Genomic DNA, 17532 nt, shown 5'->3' with positions numbered 1-17532 from the left:
GCACGGAATTGGTGGCCGACTTGCGCGACGAACCGGTTCCGACGACGTCGCCGACATAGGCAATCAGGTTGCCCTTCTTGCCAAGCGCTTCGAGTTGCATGATCGGGCCGCGCTCGCCCGGCTTGTCGGCCTCGATTCCCGGCCTCGGGTTCTTCAGCATGGCCAGCGCGTGCAGTGGGATGTCCGGCCGCGACCAGGCATCGGGGGCTGGCGACAGGTCGTCGGTGTTCGTTTCACCGGTCACCTTGAAGACGGTCAGCTTCTGTTTCGCCGGAACCTCCGGGCGCGAGGTGAACCACTCGCCGTCAGCCCAGCTCTGCAGGACTGCCTTGGCGTTGTCGTTCCCCTGGTCGGCGAGCTCCTTGACATCGTGAAAGTAGTCAAAGACGAGCAGCGTCTTCTTCAGTCCTTCGGCTGCGATCGCGCCGTTCGCGCCGACCAGCAGATCGATCAAGGGTTTGACGTTATAGCCGCCGAGCATCGTGCCGAGCAGTTCGGTCGCTTTCGCCTGCGAGATCAGCGCGCACGTCTCGTCTCCCTTGGCGACGCGCGCCAGGAACTCCGCCTTGACCTTGGCCGCGTCGTCAACGCCTGCCGGAACCCGATAGGTGATGAGATCAACCAGATTCTTCTCTTCACCCAGCGGCGGGCTTTTCAACAGTCCGACAAGCTCCTCGGTCTGCCTGGCGGTCAGCGGCAAAGGCGGGATGCCAAGCGCAGCACGCTCGGCAACATGGGCACGATAGGATTCGAGCACGGCGACGTCCTTTCTAAAAGGTGGTAAGGCGGGGAAAACACGTCAATTGTACTGCAACACCCGGCTGACAGCCGTAGCCCGCAGCGACTGTCGACCAGCAGACAGATGTCTTATGTGTTCTATAAGACAACATGAACGACTAGAAAATTCCGTTCTGTTGGATACACTTGGCAACAGGTCCGCGCCGACCTCGACCACGGTGCGGGAATCGCTTCCGGCGTTAGACGCCGACTTGCACAGGCCTCAGCCAGGCTCGTGCTCAGCGTGAATCCCGTGCTCGACCAGAACCTGGCTCACCTGCTGAACCCGTGGCAGGCTGCGGAGGGCGAGAAACAGTTCGCCAGCCGCCGGGAAATTGCGCTGCAAGGCGCGCAGCCAGAGTTTCAGCCGACCAGGCGCGCGCGCCGGCGATACCTTGCCGAGCGTCTGCCGCCAGTAGAGGGCGAGGAGCAGCTGCAGGCGGGGCCAGTCCGCTGCCCGGTCGGCCGCCCTGTCGACCACCCGATGCGCACCTGCTTCGTGCAGCGAATCGCTGGCGCTGGCCAGCGCACGGAGGCGCTCGGCGAGAAACGGGTCGGCCACGGCGCCACGTCCAAGCATTACGTCGGGGACACCGCTCAGCGAACGGCAGCGGGTGTAATCCTCTACGCTCCATACTTCGCCGTTGGCGACGACGGGGATTTGAACGACATCGGCGATGCGCGCAATCCACTCCCAGTGCGCGGGCGGTCGATAGCCTTCAAGCCGGGTGCGCGCGTGCACGACCAGCGACACGACGCCACCGGCTGCAAGTGCCCGGGCACAATCCAGGGTCAACGCGGTATCCTTGATGCCGAGCCGCATTTTTGCGGTCAAGGGAATGCTCTCCGGCACGACGCGGCGGACAGCCGCTGCGATGTGCCAAAGCCGTTCCGGGTTGGCGAGGAGCATGGCGCCGCCGCCGTGGCGATTGACTCGGGGTGCCGGACAGCCGAAGTTGAGATCGATTCCGGCCGGCTGCAGCGCAACGAGTTGCGCCGCGTTTTCAGCCAGGCAGTGTTCGTCGCTACCGAGCAGTTGCACGGCGACCGGCGTGCCGCATCGCGTCCGGCTGGCGCGCGCGAGTTCCGGGCAACTGCGGAGAAAGGCACGCAGCGGCAGCAAGCTGCCGGAAACCCGGACAAATTCGGTCACCGCGAGATCGTATCTGGCGGCGCGCGTCAGCACATCGCGTAGCACGTCGTCGACCAGACCTTCCATTGGTGCAAGCAGCAGCCGTCGCTCCATTTCTCACCCGTAATCGCGCTGCCCAGCGGGCGTCGCTTGCTGTCCGTCGTCGCGCAGAACACCGACGGATCCTGTGTTATGTGCGCCCTACAGTTTGATCGCTTCGACGGCAATGGAAAGGTTGATTTCATCGCTGACGTGCGGTGTCAGCTTGCTTGCCTTGAAGTCGGAACGTTTGATGCGGGCCACGGCGTTGGCGCCGATGGCGTCTTTCTTCAGAATCGGATGCGGCATCGCATGAAACGAGGTCACGGTCAAGGAAACCGCTTTGGTAATTCCCTTGATCGTCAGCAGCCCTTCGACGACAGCCGGCTTATCGCCTTCAAACCTGACCGCAGTCGACTTGTAGGTGATCGTTGGATAGCGTGCGGTATCGAAGAACTCCTCTCCCTGCAGGTGCTCGTTGAACACCGCATAGCCTGAATCGATCGAGCGGGCGTCGATACTGATGTCCACCGCGCCGGTCCTCGCTGCACGGTCGAGCATGATGATCCCGGTTGTCTTGTTGAAGCGATGGATCTGGGTCGACAAGCCGAAATGACTGTATTCAAACCGGGGATATGTATGGCTCGGTTCCACCGCGTACGTCTCGGGCGCAGCCAGCACCCGACCGGTGGAGAGCAGAGCAAGGGGAACAAGCAAGAGCGAGTTTCTCATGGGCGATCTTTCTCGGGTCTGGTTACTTGCTCGACGCTGCCGGCGCAGCGACGAAACGGAACTTGATCTGGACTTCATTGGCAACGACACTGACCTCAGACCAGGCGCCCTCGCCGATCAGGAAATCCAGACGCCGCAGCGGAAAAGTGCCCTCGAAGATGCCATGGCCGCGCTCCTGGCGAAAGGTGAAAGGCGCGCTCAGCTCTTGCGTTCTACCCTTGATGGTCAGTTTTCCGATCAGTTCGAAGCGCTCCCCAGCGAGTGGGCGAATCGCCGAAGAAACGAAGCTCGCGGTGGGAAACGCCTTGACGTTGAACCACGCCTTGCCGATGAGCTCGTCGTCAGCCTCGCGCGATCCCGCGTCGACGCTGGCCAGATCAAGCGTGAGGCGCGCCTGCGCAGCGGCCGGCCGCGCCGGATCGAAACTCAGGGCAGCGGAGAACGTCCTGAATCTGCCTTCGACCGGAACACCCATCTGTCGGGATACGAAGCTGAGCGAACTCTTGTCGACGAGCACCTGGTTGAATTCGGCGGCAAACAGCGCACTGCTGCCAAAAGCGGCAAGGAGGACAGGAAAGAGGCGAAAGCATGCAGGCATGGGCAGGCTCCACGTGAGGCGTCAACGCTTGCCAGCGCGAGACGGGAGCATACGCCGAAACACCTGGTCGCGGTCAAGCAGTTGGTGCTTGAGGACGGCCGCAACGTGCACGACGACCAGCGCCGCGAGGCAGAGATTCAGCGTAGAGTGCAGGGTCTGCAACAGCTCTCCGAGTTCCCTGTTCTTGTGCACCACGTCGGGCAGCGGCAGGATGCCGAAGTAGATCGTCTGAAAGCCCTTGGCGGAACTCATCAGCCAGCCGGAGAGCGGGATGGCGATCATCAGGAGATAGAGCAGGAGATGCAGTGCTCGCGCAAGCGCTTCCTGCCAGTGCGGCATGTCGCCCGGCCAGGCTGGCGGTCGATGGGCGATCAGCCAGGCGAGACGAGCGAGCACGAGAAGAAAGGCGCTGACGCCGGCCCACTTGTGCCAGGTGTAGAGCCTCAGCTTCTGTGGCGATAGCGGCAGCTCGTGCATGTAGATGCCGAGACAGAAGAGCCCGACCAGAACGACGACCATCAGCCAATGCAGGGCAATCGCCGTACGCGTATAGCCTGCATGACGCATGGCTTCAGCAGCCTCAGGCGTGACCCGCCAATGGCGGAAGACCGGGCGGCAGGCTTACCGCCGGAATGGCAGCCGGGTTCGCCGCCCGCCCCGGCCACCTGGCGCTGCCCGCCCGACTCGTGCCACCCGCTGACATCGCATCGTGCGCACATGCCGCCGTCAGGCGCACCGGGCCGACCGGCTGATTGGCGCGCTGAGCGGACACCAGACACTGCGGAGATCCGACCAGGATCGTGTCAGCAGCGCCGTGTGCACTCCCGGCAAGGTCAATGCTGCGACTCATCGAGGTTTGAGCAGCCTGCCGGCCACTCGGGCACGCCACGACCGGCAGCTCGACCAAGGCTCAACCGCCAGTCATCGACATGAAACGGACCAGGTGCGGAGCATCCAGGCGGTGGCCGAACTCGTGTCCTTTCGGCTTGAAGCCCATGCCTTGTGCAATCGCCGCGCGCACTGGCGCGTCGTCCGCCGGGTGAGCACGTAGCAGGGGCAGCAGGTGCACAGCGTCATTACTTCCCAGGCAGGGAAACAGTTCGCCGCGCGCACTCACCCGGACGCGGTTGCACGCGGCGCAGAAGTTGTGGCTGTGCGGCGCGATGAAACCGACGCGTGTCGCCTGCCCGGGGATTCGCCAGTAACGTGCCGGGCCGCCGGTCGATTCCGCCGACGGGACGAGAACGAAATCCGCCCGCAGCAAGGCAAGTGCTTCGTCGCTGCTGAGAAAGCTCGCCCGACGCGACTGACCAAGCTCGCCGAAGGGCATCTGCTCGATGAAAGCGATATCGACTTCCTGGGCAATGGCAAAGCGAACAAGGTCGCAGATCTCGTCGTCATTCACGCCGCGCAGCAGCACCGTGTTGATTTTCAGCCGTTCGAAACCGGCCGTACGCGCGGCTGCGATGCCTGCCAGAACGCGCGACAGATCGCCGACCCGGGTGATTCGCCGAAATCGCTCGGCGCGCAGCGTATCCAGACTGATGTTGATCCGCCTGACGCCGGCTGCCCGCAGTGCCGGAGCAAAGCGTGCAAGCTGCGAACCGTTCGTTGTCATGACCAGTTCGCGCAGGCCAGGCAGATGCGTCAGGCGTTCAAGCAGCCAGATGGCGTTTCTTCGGACGAGCGGCTCGCCACCGGTGATCCGCAGCTTGCTGACTCCAAGCTCGACAAAGGCGCTTGCCAGGCGCAAGCACTCTTCCAGCGTCAGGACCTGCGCGCGCGGCAGAAACTCCATTTCCTCCGCCATGCAGTAGCGGCAGCGAAAGTCGCAGCGATCGGTGATCGACAAGCGCAGGTAGGTCACCTGCCGCCCGTACTTGTCGATCAGCACGGCATCTGCCGGCCGCGCCGCACCGCTCGTCGGCAGCGCTGAGCCGGAAGGCGAATCAGGCGAGTGATGCGCACCGGGCGCGTCGTTTGGCATCGGCAACGGTCTCTGGCAAGCGCAAGCGGTGAACCTTGACGGAGCGGGGGTGTGGCCATCGATTATAGCCGACTTCAAGCTTCGCCGAAGCGTCGGCTGCCTGCCAGATGGAACGCCGGAACCGAAGGCCCATCGGTTCCGGCGGCGTCTACGACGAGCGCTGTGTCAGCGCGCGTTTTGCAGCGCGGCGATACGCTCCTCGATCGGCGGGTGGCTCGAGAACAGCGCCATCCACCCGGCGCGCCCAGCGATCCCCGCCGTCGCGACATTCTGCGGCAAGGCTCCGGCTTCGATACCGCCCAGTCTCTGCAGGGCAGCGACCATCGGCTGTGGCGTCCCAAGCAACTGGGCGGCACCTGCGTCGGCACGGAATTCACGCACCCGGGAGAAGTACATCACGATAATGCTGGCCAGGATACCGAAGACGATATCGCAGATGACGACCGTGATCGTGTAGCCGATTCCCGGGCCGGCCGACTCGTCGCTGCCACGGCGCATGGCGGAATCGACGAACCAGCCGACGACGCGCGCCAGGAAGATGACGAAGGTGTTGACGACGCCCTGAATCAAGGTCAGCGTCACCATGTCGCCATTCGCGATATGCGCCACCTCGTGCGCGATGACGGCTTCTGCCTCCGAGCGCGTCATGCTCTGCAACAGTCCGGTGGATACGGCAACCATCGAGCTGTTGCGAGTGGCGCCGGTGGCAAAGGCATTCGGCTCGCCCTCGTAGATGGCGACCTCCGGCATCGGCAAGCCTGCCTTTTCCGAGAAGCGGCGAACCGTATCGACCAGCCAGAATTCGGTCGAGTTGGCCGGCGACTCGATGACCTGAGCGCCGGTACTCCATTTGGCGATGGTCTTCGACATCCAGAGCGAAATGAACGAACCGCCAAAGCCCATGATCAGGGCAAAGAACAGCAGCTTGCCCAAATCCAGACCTGTTCCCGAAAAGAACCGGTGCGCACCGGTAAGCGTGCTAACGATACCGAGCACGAGCATGATCGCCAGGTTTGTGGCGATGAGCAGAAAAACGCGTTTCATCGTTTGCCTCCAGAAAAGATGCCTGATCGCTGATGCCTGGCCGCCGGCCAAGCGTGCTCAGCGAGAAAGGCTGGCCAAGGCGCCGCTGTCGTGCCGGTATTGCCGCTGGCGCGCCAGCCGGCGCGCCAAGGTCCGTCCGGCACGATCGGCGGCGCGGTCTACCGCAACATGGAGGTCGGCCTGCGTATCTTCAACCACCAGGTCGAAAGTTTCGTTGCCGATGACGCGAATCCGGCATCGCTTGTCGTTGCCTCCGCGCGGCCCGTTGATGTCGGAAAGGACGACGCTGACGTTGGCAATGGCGTAACTTGCCCAATCGAATGCGAAGCGCAGACGGCGGTCGACGTGTTCGCGCAAGTCGGCGGTAAGATCGATACCTCTGGCCTGAATGACGATCTGCATGGAAGGACTCCTCGGAAGAGATTGGAGCGGAGAAACGAGGCGAAACGGCGCTAGTCTAGGCGATGCAAAAGCATCCGACAAATCGAATATACTGAACTGATGGTTCCATTTTTCCGAGGTAAGCGTGCATGCCCACGCTGAACTACAAGCATCTGCGCTATTTCTGGATGGTCGCCAAATCGGGAACCATCGCGCGCGCCTGCAAGCAACTGCACCTGACGCCACAGGCGATCAGCGGCCAGTTGCGCGAGCTCGAGCAGACGCTGGGTGTGGAACTGTTCCATCGTGTTGGCCGCGGGTTGGAAGTCACCGATGCCGGGCGGCGGATTCTCAGTTATGCCGACGAGATCTTCGCTCTCGGCGACGAGTTGCTCGATATCGCACGCGACCAGACGACCCGGCGAAGCCTGCCGTTTGCCGTCGGAATCGCCGATTCAGTGGCGAAGATGGTCGCTCATCGTCTGATCGAACCGGTCTTGAGTCTGCCTGAAGCGGTACGCCTGATTTGCCGCGAAGGACGATTGACGCCGCTGCTCGGCGAACTCGCCGTACATCGGCTGGATATCGTGATCGCCGACCAGCCGATGCCGGCCAACCTCAACGTGCGCGGATTCAGCCACCTGTTGACGGAAAGCGAACTCACCGTCTTCGGTGCCGATACGCTGCTCGCCAAGCTCTCTGGCGACTTCCCTGCCCTGCTGCAAGCTGCGCCCTTTCTTCTTCCGGGCGACGATGTGGCGATCCGCACACGCCTCGAGGAATGGTTTGTCAGTCAGCGTCTGCATCCGCGGATCGTCGGTGAGTTTGACGACAGCGCCCTGCTCAAGGCTTTCGCCCAGGGCGGTGCGGGTCTGTTCGTCGCACCGACTGCGATCGCCCGGCATCTGGCCGAACAGTATCGCGTCCGCGCCGTCGGCCGCATCGATTCGATCAGCGAACAGGTTTATGCGATCACCACCGAGCGCCGATCGACTCACCCGGCAACCGTGGCAATCATCGAACAGGCGCGCGCATCGACCATCGGCAGCAGCAGACGCGGCCGGCGAACGGCATCCGAGGCTGGGCTTGCGCCGCCCGACGAGGCCGTCGTTCGTTCGCTGCGATCGATTTCCCCAGACGACGGCGCAGAATCATGAGGGGACGAGTGTGCCCACACCGCAAGGGTGGACCGCGAGAGGCCGCCGCGGAACCTTCGATACTACGAAAATTTCGAAGTATCATTACAAATTATTCTGCTTTTCGTTCGACAGAGCGCTCTTTATCCTAGCTCGCGTTGCACCCCTGAACCCCTTACAGGAGATAACCATGAAATTCTTTACGATGCTGGCAGCCGTTCTAGCGCTCGGCTTGGCGGTGGTGGCCGGCGACGCTGATGCGGCAAAGCGCTTCGGAGGCGGCAAGTCCTCCGGTATGCAGCGTGAGTCAGTCAGTGCCGACCGCTCGCCGTCGTCGGCACCCTCCTCTGCTGCAGCAACGACTGGCGCGCGGCCGCCGATGGCTGGGGCGGCAGCGCCGGCACAGCCGAAACGATCGTGGATGGGACCGCTGGCCGGCTTGGCAGCGGGCCTTGGATTGGCCGCGCTCGCCGCTCATTTTGGCTTCGGTGAAGAACTCGCCTCGATGCTGATGATCGGCCTGCTGGTCATGGCGGGCCTTGCCCTGGTCGCGTTCATCATGCGGCGCAGGGCGGCATCGCAGGCAGCGGCTGGCGGCGGTCTTCAGTACGCAGCGGCAGGCGGACCTGCGGCGTACCCGGAGCACCGCTCCAGCGAGCCGGCAATGCTCTCTTCCGGCGCTGCGCAACCCCTTGCCGACGACAGCCACCCGACCGGGCATATTCCGGCTGACTTTGACGAAGCGGGATTCGTGCGCAACGCCAAGGTCAATTTCATCCGCCTGCAAGCGGCCAACGATGCCGGCAACCTTGACGACATCCGGGAGTTCACGACGCCCGAAATGTTTGCCGAGATCAAGATGAGTATCAGCGAACGCGGTAACGCCAAGCAGGAAACCGATGTGCTCGAGATCGACGCGCAGGTGCTCGACGTGACCGAAGAGAGCAGCCGTTACATCGTCAGCGTACGCTTTACCGGCTTGATCCGCGAAGAAAAGGATGCGGCGGCCGAGCGGGTGGATGAGGTCTGGCACATGGTCAAACCGCGCGATGGCCGTACGGGCTGGGTGCTGGCCGGTATTCAGCAAATGCAGTAGGCGCGTTGCAAGCGCCGGCGACGGCGTACGATGCAAGCATCGGGCGACGGCTCAGGCAGCGACTAGAAAATCGCGGCTGATGCCGTCGCCCAGATGATATATTCTGTCCATGAAGTCGGCCAGGTAGGCGTGCAGGCCGCCGGCCAGCACGTCATCAATGCGGGCAAAGTGCAGGCGAGCATGGAGCACGCCTGCCTGCCGCTCGGTTTCCGCCGAAACGCGGTTGGCAATCAACTGCAGCATCCGCACGATTCCGTCGGCACACGCGTGCAGCGAGCGCGGCATGTCCATGCGCAGGATCAGAAGTTCGGCGACGCGTGCCGGCGTGATCGCCTCGCTATACACCTTGCGATAGACCTGAAAAGCCGACACCGAACGCAGCAGCGCACTCCAGCGGTAGAAGTCGGTCGCCGCTTCATCGCCGTTCTGGTGCAGGACGTGGTACTGCATGTCGAGGATGCGCGCCGTGTTGTCGCCGCGCTCCAGGAGTCCGCCAAGGCGAATGAAATGCAAGGCGTCGTCCCTGAGCATCGTGCCGAAGGTCACGCCGCGGATGAGCGCCGAACGCAACTTGACCCAGTCGAAGAACTCGCTGATGCCGCGCGCGAGAATCTGGTCGAAGTGCTGCTGGCGCAATTCGAGCCAGGTTGCGTTGACGCTTTCCCACATCTCGGCGGTCAGCGTACCGCGCACGGCGTGCGCGTTTTCGCGCGCCGCGCGCAGGCAACTGTGGATAGAGGACGGGTTGGCCGGATCGGAAACCATGAAGTGGAGGACATTCTCGACGTTGACCTCGGCGTACACCTGGGCAAAAGCGTCTTCCAGGCTGTTCAACGCCAGGATGGCGCGCCAGTTCTCGTTCTGTGAGGCAACCGACTGCGGCAGCAGCGACATCTGGTAGGAGACATCGAGCAGGCGAGCAAGATTTTCCGCCCGCTCGGTGTAGCGGGCCAGCCAATAGAGGTGATCGGCAGTACGACTAAGCATTTTCGCTCTCCAGTACCCAGGTGTCTTTCGTCCCGCCACCCTGCGATGAATTGACGACCAGCGATCCGGCGCGCAAGGCGACCCGCGTCAAGCCGCCGGGCACCGTGCCGATGCCCTTGCCGGAAAGGACGAACGGCCGCAGGTCCACGTGGCGCGGTGCGATACCAGTGTCGACGAAGGTCGGGCAGTTCGACAAGGCGAGCGTTGGCTGCGCGATGTACTTGTCGGGTGCGGCAAGTATGCGGGCGCGGAAGTTCTCGATCTCGGACTTGCTTGCCGCGGGCCCGACGAGCATGCCGTAGCCGCCGGCGCCGTGCACCTCCTTGACGACCAGTTCCGGCAAATGCGCCAGGACATAGGCGAGGTCCTCAGGGCGGCGCAGAATCCACGTCGGCACGTTGTTCAGCAGCGCCGTTTCGCCGAGATAGAAGCGAATCATCTCCGGAACATACGGATAGATCGACTTGTCATCGGCAACGCCAGTCCCGATCGCATTAGCCAGTGTGACGTTACCGGCCCGGTAGGCCGAGAGCAGACCGGGAACGCCCAGCATCGAGTCCTTCTTGAACGCCAGCGGATCAAGAAAATCGTCGTCGAGCCGCCGATAAATCACGTCTACGCGCTGTGGGCCTTGTGTCGTGCGCATGTAGACGGTGTCGTCACGCACGAAAAGATCGCGCCCTTCGACCAGTTCGACGCCCATCTGTTGGGCCAGAAAGGTATGTTCAAAGTACGCGCTGTTGTACGCACCGGGCGTCAGCAGAACGACCGTCGGGTCGCTTACCCCCTGCGGGGCAACCGTCCGCAGGTTCTCCAGGAGCATGTCGGGGTAGTGCTGGACGGGCGCGATCTTGTGGCGCGAAAAGAGCTCGGGGAAAAGCCGCATCATCATCTTGCGGTCCTCGATCATGTAGGACACGCCCGACGGAACGCGCAGGTTGTCTTCCAGCACGTACGACTCGCCGGCCCCGGCGCGCACGATATCGACGCCGGCAACGTGCGCGTAGATCCCGCTGGCTACGTCCACACCGATCATCTCGGGCCGGAACTGCGGGTTGCGCAGCACCTGTTCGGGTGGAATCAAGCCGGCACGGAGAATTTCCTGCGCGTGATAGATGTCGTTCAGGAAAGCATTCAGCGCCGTGACCCGCTGCCAGAGTCCGGCCTGCAAGGCTTGCCACTCGCCGGCTGGAATGATGCGCGGAATGATGTCGAAAGGAATCAGTCGCTCGGTTCCGGCCTCCTCGCCATAGACGGCAAAAGTAATCCCGACCCGGTGAAAGGCGGTGTCCGCCTCAGCCCGCTTGCGCGCCAGCCGTTCGGCCGGCGTGCTCGCCAGCCAGTCGGCAAACGCGCGATAGTGCGCTCTGAGCTTGCCCTCGTCGTCTACCATCTCATTGTAGAAGTTCGCTGTCATCGCATTCGCCTTCAGCACCTGTTCCGGGATGAAAAGCAAATCGTATGCCAGGCGCTAGGCGACGTTGGCGAGCAGGAACCCGGCGACCGGCGGGAATCCGCGCGCCGGCTGTTGGTGCATGGAGACCCGCGATGCACTGCGCTGGTGCCCGGCGAGTTTGCCGCAGGCAGCCTGTGGTGCTGCGCTACGGTGACCGCAATCGGCGTGGCGCGTCAGACGCGCAGAAAATGCTTGCGGTAATACTTCAGTTCGGCAATCGACTCGCGAATGTCGGCCAGCGCGGTATGTTCCCCACGCTTGATCAAGCCTTGGGCCAGATCGGGCCGCCAGCGCCGACACAACTCCTTCAGCGTGCTGACATCAAGGTTGCGGTAGTGAAACCACGCTTCCAGGCGCGGCATGTATTTGTAGAGGAAGCGCCGATCCTGGCCGATCGAGTTGCCGCACAGCGGACTGGTCGATGGCGGAACATGTGCCTGGACGAAGGCAAGCGCTGCCGCTTCGACGCTGGCTTCGTCGAGTAGCGACGCGCGGACGCGGTCGATCAGGCCCGAACGGGTATGCGTTGTGCGATTCCACTCGTCCATCGCTTCCAGGCAGGCATTATCCTGATGCACCACCCAGACCGGCGACTCGCTGATCGTCGTCAGGCTTGTGTCGGTCACCACGATCGCCAGTTCGATGATGCGCTCGCGCTCCGGATCGAGACCGGTCATCTCCATGTCCAGCCAGACGAGGGAAGTCGCAGCCTGTGTCATATAATCCGCCTGAACCCGTACAAAGCCGCCATTCTGTCACAGCCCCATGCCCAACGCGTTTTCTTTCGTCTTTCTGGCTGCCTGCCTGCTCACCGCCAGCACACGCCTGTGGCTGGCCCGCCGGCAGATGGCGCACGTCGCCGCGCACCGGGCGCAGGTCCCCGCCGACTTCAGCGCGCGGATCGAGCTTGCCGCGCACCAGAAGGCGGCTGACTACACATTGGCGCGGACCTCGCTCGGCCGCGTCAGCCTGGCGCTCGATCTGGCGTTCCTGCTCGCCTTGACGCTTGGCGGCGGACTGCAGCGATTGCACGAACTATGGTTGGCGGAGCTGCCTGGAATAGCCTACGGCGTGGCGCTGATTTTCAGCGTGCTTGCGCTGGGCGCGCTACTCGATCTGCCGCTGGCGCTGTATCGTCAGTTCGTGATCGAAGAGCGCTTCGGCTTCAACCGGATGAGCGTGCGGCTCTTCTTCGCCGACCAGGCAAAAGCCGCGCTGCTCGCCGTGCTTATCGGCGTGCCGGTACTCGGGATTGTCCTCTGGTTGATGGAGGCGATGGGCGCCAACTGGTGGTGGTCGGTCTGGCTCTTCTGGTGCACCTTCAATCTGCTCGTCGTTTTCGTCTACCCGAGCTGGATTGCCCCGCTGTTCAACAAGTTCACTCCACTCGACGACGATTCGCTGCGCCAGCGCGTCGAGGCCTTGCTGGCGCGCAGCGGTTTTGCCAGTTCGGGTCTCTTTGTCATGGACGGATCGCGGCGCTCGAGCCACGGCAATGCCTACTTTACCGGCTACGGGCGGAACAAGCGCATCGTCTTCTTCGACACCCTGCTTAATCGTCTGCAGCCGACCGAGGTCGAAGCGGTGCTGGCGCACGAGCTGGGCCATTTCAAGCATCGCCATGTCCTCAAACGGGTCGTGCTCCATTTCGCCGGCGCACTCGCTTTGCTCGCCCTGCTTGGCCAACTGATCGACGAGCGTTGGTTCTACCTCGGTCTCGGCGTCACCACGATGAACACGGCGATTGGCCTGCAGCTTTTCCTTCTCGTCTGCCCAGTGTTCACCTTCATGCTCACGCCATTGTTCAGCCTGGCGGCGCGGCGCGACGAATTCGCGGCGGATCGCTATGCGGCCGAGCAGGTTTCGGCAAGCGAACTGATCAGTGCGCTGGTCAAGCTGTACGAGGACAACGCGGCGACGCTTACTCCCGATCCCTTGCACTCGCTGTTCTACGATTCTCACCCGCCGGCCGGTTTGCGCATCGCACGCCTGCAGGAGAGCCTTTGAAACTCGCCGGCCTTGTCGTCGCAGCGCATGGACGCCAGTACAGGGTCGAACTTGCTGACGGTACCACGCTCGTCTGCCTGCCCCGGGGCAAGAAGAGCGAAGTCGTGTGTGGCGACCGGGTCGTCGTCGAGCAAGTCAGCCCTGGACAAGGCGTGATTGGCGCGCTCACGCCCCGACAGACGCTGCTCTATCGTTCGGACCGCTGGAAGCAGAAACTGATCGCGGCAAACGTGACGCAAATCGTCATCGTCGTCGCGACCGAGCCGTCGTTTTCCGATGAACTGGTCACCCGCTGCATCGTCGCTGCCGAAAGCCAGGGAATCGAGGTTCTCATCGTGCTCAACAAGTGTGACCTGCTTGAGCGACTGGCTGAGGCCAGGGCGATGCTTGCGCCGTATCGCGAACTCGGCTATCGCGTGCTTGAACTGGCCGCACGTATCGACGCGACGAGCATCGTGCCCTGCCTGGCCAGGCATACCAGCCTGCTCATCGGGCAATCCGGGATGGGCAAGTCAACCCTGACGAACGCGCTGATTCCTCAGGCGCAGGCGACGATTCGCCCCGTTTCGCAGGCGCTCAAGGCAGGCCGGCACACGACCACGCACGCCAGTCTGTACCATTTCGGTGAGAATGCGGCATTGATCGACTCGCCCGGCCTGATGGCCTTCGGCCTGCGGCATCTTTCGCTGGCGTGCATCGCCGAAGCTTTCCGCGAGTTGCGCCCGCTGCTCGGTCAGTGCCGATTCCGCGATTGCCTGCACGAGCGCGAACCCGACTGCCGCGTTCTCGCTGCGCTGCGGGCGGGCAAGATAAGCCCGCGCCGCTACGCGGCTTTTCGTTCACTCTGCGCAGAGCTGGCGTAACTGCGAAGGACCCGCGACATGAGCGACATCATCATCCGCCGCCCGCATGGCAAGACCCATGCCGAGGCACGCGCTGCCGCCGAGCACATGGCGGCCGAACTGAAAGAGGAGTTCGCGCTGAACTACGCCTGGCACGGCGATGTCCTGCACTTCAAGCGAACTGGCCTGAGCGGCCAACTGACGCTCGACAGTCGCGAGGTTGCGCTCGATATTCGGCTCGGCTTCCTGCTCTCGGCGCTCAAGTCAACGATCGAGCGCGAAATTCACCGCTTTTTCGACGAGAACTTCCCGACCGGTAGCGGCTGATCAGTCGGCAATTTCCGCTTTCGCCGCCTCAACGTCGAGTCGCTCCATGGCGTCCATCGGCCGACACGCCGCCGCCTCCTGATAGAGCCGTTCGGCCTCCTTCATCTTCGCCTTGCCGTACATCATGACCAAGGCGTTGGCGAACTCGATCCGGCCGATCGCCGAGTCCGGATTGAGTTGCAGCGCCTTCTCGAGCAGTTCGTGGCCAGTGCTTTTCTTCGCCCCATAGGTCATGCCACCGACCAGCGCCCCCACCTTGTCGATCACCTCGGCATGGTAGGCACCGAGGGCGATATGCGCATCGGCGTGGCGCGGCTGCAACTCGATCGCACGCGTCAGGCTGTGCTTGATCTTGCCGCCCAGCCCCTGGGCCAATGCCTTGGCCACCGAAATGCTCTGGCTGTATCGACCGAGCGCGTAAGCGTGCAGATACCAGCCATTGGCATCGGCCGGAGTCCTCGACTGGAGTTCTTCGCAGCGCTTGGCGACCTCGAGCAAGAGGTCGCACTTGCGCCGATCGTCGGTCTCCAGATAGTTGGCATAGATGGCCGCCGCCTTGTTCGCCGCGTTATAGCCGGCCAGACCACACGCGACGCCGCTCTCGACGGCCTGCCCGAAGTCGCCCGCGTGATAGCTGCGCCACGCCTCCTGCACTGCCGGATCGTCGGGAAATGGCTCGCAATCGCCCCGGTGCAGGCGTTGCCAGTGATCGGCGAGGGCCGATCCGGCATAGCGATACTGCGCTTCGGTATAGGGAAATTTTGTCCACGCCATTGTTCTTCCTCCAGAGTGGTGAGATGTATTCGGGCTCGCTACGGCGCCACGTACTCGCGCGCCAGCCTGTCGAACAGCCCTTTCGCGTCGCCGATGAGAAAAGGCGAAAGCATCGCCATCACCTGATAGACGCCGCGCCCGAGGCGGTCGGTCTCGGCCTTGCCGCGCGGGTCACGCGCATACTCGAACGACAGCCAGTAAGTCGCCAGCACCGCCACGTTGGTTGCCAACGCACGCCGCTCCGGCGCGGTCGCGCGCATCGCTCCGCTCGACACCAGACCATCACACAGTGTCTGCGCGGTGCGCACCTTGTGCGCCAGAATTCGACAGAAATGGATTTCGAGCAAACGGTTGCGCGTCAGCAAGTCGTTCAGATCGCGGTAGAAAAAGCGATAAGCCCAGATTTCCTCAAAAAGCAGATGCAGGAAAAGCCAGATGTCCTCGACGTTGGCCAAACGCCGCGTCGGTGCGGCGAGCGTTTCCTCGATCTGGCGCTCGAAGACCGAGAAGATCGCCTCGATGATTTCGTCCTTGTTATGGAAGTGATAGTACAGATTACCCGGGCTGATGTTCATTTCATCGGCGATCACCGTCGTCGTGACGTTCGGCTCTCCGAACTCGTTGAACAGGCGCAGGCTCGTTTCAATGATGCGCTCGCGCGTTCGTCGCTTGGGTTTTCTTTCCATTCGCCGCCCGCCCTGCCCTGCTTCGATGTTTGACGAACGGTCAGCATAGCATTCGCAGCGAGCGCAGGGAACCCCGGCTTTCCGGGCACTGCGGATCAGCGTTGCGGGTCAGCGCTGGCGTGCCTGCAACCAGATCTCGAGATCATGCAGCGACGATTCCAGCGCCGCCGCACTCGTCGCCAGGTCGGGCCGCCGCTTGTGCGAGAGCAGAGAACGACTGTGGTCCTTGAGCACGCCGAGATTGAGGCCGATGCCGTGGCGCTCGAGGATCGGGCGCAGTTCGTGCCGCCGCCGGTACAACTCGCTGCGCGTGCGCTGATACGCGTGTTCGCACAGACGGCGGCGGCCGCGATAGCTGAACACGTTGGTGAAGAACATGTCGACGTCGTCGCGGGTTGGTTCGAAGAGGACGACATCCTTGCCCTTGAACTCCAGCCGATAGCGCTCCATGCCGGTACGCATGCGCGAATGAATGATGGCACGAAAGGTCTGCGCCAGAACGACTGGCAGTCCACCCTCGACCAGATGGTCGGGGGCCAGTGCCAGGTTGCCCTGCGGCGGCGTGCGGCGGGCTGCCAGGCGCGAGTCGAAAGGCACCAGCGGGTTGATGCACAGGACAAGATCGGCGCCTTCCTGCAAGGCGACCGAGGCATGCAGCGTCTTGATCAGCGCGCCGTCGACGAAATAGCGCTCACCAATCAAGACCGGCGGGAAAAGCCCAGGCAATGCCGCACTGGCCTGCACGGCAACCGAAATCGGAATGTCGTCGTAGCCCGGAGCACCAAAAGGAATCGATTCGCCCGTGTCGAGGTCGGTGGCAACAATGAACAGCCGGTGGTCGAGTTGGCGAAAGTCATTGCTCCGTCCGCCACTGGAGAAGAGTCGCCGGAGCAGCTGATCGATCCCTGCGTTGTTGAAGACGCCGGTCGGAATCGCGTGGCTCAAGCCCTGGAAAGCCTCGATCAGGCGCAAGTGCCACGGATCCGACAGGTACTGGCGAAGCGCCGTCCAGAACAGGACTGGAACCGACAGCGCGCGCCGGAAATACTCGCCCAATGCCGGTCTGAGCAGCATCTCGGGGTCGAAGACCTCCTCCGTATCGTCTTCCACCAGCATACGCGCCAAGCTGCCAGGAGCAAGCCGATTGGCCACCGCGGCTGCGATGAAGGCTCCCGAACTGACACCGACATAGATGTCGAACTCGTTGAAGTCGAGCCCGTCGAGCGCTTCGGCCAGCGCCGCCATTGCCCCCACCTCGTAGATGCCGCCTACCGGACCGCCACCGGCCAGTGCCAGTCCGATCGTCGAACGACTCGTTGTCGTAGCCATAGCCTAAGCCTCTCAATCCGGGAAGACTGCGCGAGCGCCGCGCGAAACGACGGCTGCAGGCGATTTCCCGCGTGCCTGCTGCCAGGCAGACGACTTGCCGCAGCCCCCCGGGAGCGCGGCGGCAGCGACGGCCGTCACACCTCCGGAAGACTGATCATCATCGGCAGGCAGCAAGCGCCAGCACAAGCGGCGCACCAAAGCC

General features: G+C 63.0%; 18 protein-coding genes and 1 pseudogene. 5 read left to right on the top strand and 14 right to left on the bottom strand.

What is annotated here, in order from left to right; translation table 11 throughout:
• The 8 genes and pseudogenes from RKP46_RS19380 to RKP46_RS19345 all read right to left on the bottom strand — a co-directional run.
• A pseudogene (locus tag RKP46_RS19380) lies at positions 1-757 on the bottom strand (aconitate hydratase B); the annotation flags it as partial.
• A 243-nt stretch (positions 758-1000) separates the two neighbouring features.
• A complete protein-coding gene (locus RKP46_RS19375; protein ID WP_311108141.1) occupies positions 1001-2023 on the bottom strand; it encodes a tRNA-dihydrouridine synthase family protein in 1023 nt (340 codons plus the stop codon).
• Positions 2024-2110: 87 nt separating this feature from the next.
• Entirely contained in the window at positions 2111-2680 is a 570-nt protein-coding gene (locus tag RKP46_RS19370) for a YceI family protein (protein WP_311108140.1), read from the bottom strand.
• A gap of 22 nt (positions 2681-2702) precedes the next feature.
• Entirely contained in the window at positions 2703-3278 is a 576-nt protein-coding gene (locus RKP46_RS19365; RefSeq protein ID WP_311108139.1) for a YceI family protein, read from the bottom strand.
• 21 nt (positions 3279-3299) lie between these two features.
• On the bottom strand, positions 3300-3845 hold the full coding sequence (locus RKP46_RS19360) for a cytochrome b (protein ID WP_311108138.1): 546 nt from the start codon (positions 3843-3845) through the stop codon (positions 3300-3302).
• Positions 3846-4188: 343 nt separating this feature from the next.
• On the bottom strand, positions 4189-5265 hold the full coding sequence (gene moaA / locus RKP46_RS19355) for a GTP 3',8-cyclase MoaA (protein WP_311108137.1): 1077 nt from the start codon (positions 5263-5265) through the stop codon (positions 4189-4191).
• Positions 5266-5430: 165 nt separating this feature from the next.
• The gene (htpX, locus tag RKP46_RS19350) at positions 5431-6309 is read right to left on the bottom strand and encodes a protease HtpX (RefSeq protein ID WP_311108136.1); all 879 of its coding nucleotides are present in this window, start codon (positions 6307-6309) and stop codon (positions 5431-5433) included.
• 57 nt (positions 6310-6366) lie between these two features.
• Positions 6367-6711, bottom strand: coding sequence for an HPF/RaiA family ribosome-associated protein (locus RKP46_RS19345; protein WP_311108135.1), 345 nt, complete (start codon positions 6709-6711; stop codon positions 6367-6369).
• A gap of 128 nt (positions 6712-6839) precedes the next feature.
• Between RKP46_RS19345 and nhaR the strand changes: the two genes are divergently transcribed.
• On the top strand, positions 6840-7847 hold the full coding sequence (nhaR, locus tag RKP46_RS19340; protein ID WP_311108134.1) for a transcriptional activator NhaR: 1008 nt from the start codon (positions 6840-6842) through the stop codon (positions 7845-7847).
• Positions 7848-8016: 169 nt separating this feature from the next.
• Positions 8017-8922 (top strand): Tim44-like domain-containing protein, encoded by a 906-nt coding sequence (locus RKP46_RS19335; protein ID WP_311108144.1) that lies wholly within the window; start codon positions 8017-8019, stop codon positions 8920-8922.
• Between the two features lie 51 nt (positions 8923-8973).
• On the opposite strand, the gene RKP46_RS19330 is transcribed toward RKP46_RS19335, so the two are convergent.
• The 3 genes from RKP46_RS19330 to orn all read right to left on the bottom strand — a co-directional run bounded on the left by RKP46_RS19330 (position 8974) and on the right by orn (position 12084).
• The gene (locus RKP46_RS19330) at positions 8974-9909 is read right to left on the bottom strand and encodes an alpha-E domain-containing protein (protein WP_311108133.1); all 936 of its coding nucleotides are present in this window, start codon (positions 9907-9909) and stop codon (positions 8974-8976) included.
• The gene (locus RKP46_RS19325) at positions 9902-11326 is read right to left on the bottom strand and encodes a circularly permuted type 2 ATP-grasp protein (protein ID WP_311108132.1); all 1425 of its coding nucleotides are present in this window, start codon (positions 11324-11326) and stop codon (positions 9902-9904) included. Before RKP46_RS19325 ends, RKP46_RS19330 begins: the two co-directional genes overlap by 8 nt.
• A 212-nt stretch (positions 11327-11538) precedes the next feature.
• Positions 11539-12084, bottom strand: a complete 546-nt coding sequence (gene orn, locus RKP46_RS19320; protein WP_311108131.1) for an oligoribonuclease — start codon at positions 12082-12084, stop codon at positions 11539-11541.
• Positions 12085-12130: 46 nt separating this feature from the next.
• Here orn and RKP46_RS19315 point away from each other — a divergent pair, with 46 nt between their 5' ends.
• Genes RKP46_RS19315 through RKP46_RS19305 form a run of 3 tightly spaced genes read left to right on the top strand, consistent with a single transcriptional unit; the run spans position 12131 to position 14541 of the window.
• The gene (locus RKP46_RS19315; protein ID WP_311108130.1) at positions 12131-13372 is read left to right on the top strand and encodes a M48 family metallopeptidase; all 1242 of its coding nucleotides are present in this window, start codon (positions 12131-12133) and stop codon (positions 13370-13372) included.
• Positions 13369-14235 (top strand): ribosome small subunit-dependent GTPase A, encoded by an 867-nt coding sequence (gene rsgA / locus RKP46_RS19310; RefSeq protein WP_311108129.1) that lies wholly within the window; start codon positions 13369-13371, stop codon positions 14233-14235. The genes RKP46_RS19315 and rsgA overlap by 4 nt, the downstream gene beginning before the upstream one ends.
• Positions 14236-14253: 18 nt before the next feature.
• Entirely contained in the window at positions 14254-14541 is a 288-nt protein-coding gene (locus tag RKP46_RS19305; protein WP_311108128.1) for a polyhydroxyalkanoic acid system family protein, read from the top strand.
• On the opposite strand, the gene RKP46_RS19300 is transcribed toward RKP46_RS19305, so the two are convergent.
• From RKP46_RS19300 to RKP46_RS19290, 3 genes are all read right to left on the bottom strand, one after another.
• Entirely contained in the window at positions 14542-15315 is a 774-nt protein-coding gene (locus tag RKP46_RS19300) for a hypothetical protein (protein WP_311108127.1), read from the bottom strand.
• A gap of 38 nt (positions 15316-15353) precedes the next feature.
• Positions 15354-16001 carry a TetR/AcrR family transcriptional regulator gene (locus RKP46_RS19295; protein WP_311108126.1) on the bottom strand — a complete coding sequence of 216 codons (648 nt, stop codon included), beginning with the start codon at positions 15999-16001 and terminating at the stop codon, positions 15354-15356.
• Between the two features lie 108 nt (positions 16002-16109).
• On the bottom strand, positions 16110-17330 hold the full coding sequence (locus RKP46_RS19290) for a patatin-like phospholipase family protein (RefSeq protein ID WP_311108125.1): 1221 nt from the start codon (positions 17328-17330) through the stop codon (positions 16110-16112).
• Positions 17331-17532 lie beyond the last annotated feature (202 nt).

Source organism: Accumulibacter sp., from assembly GCF_031732815.1.
Taxonomy (GTDB): Bacteria; Pseudomonadota; Gammaproteobacteria; order Burkholderiales; family Rhodocyclaceae; genus Accumulibacter.
This window is presented reverse-complemented; position numbering and strand designations above follow the sequence as displayed.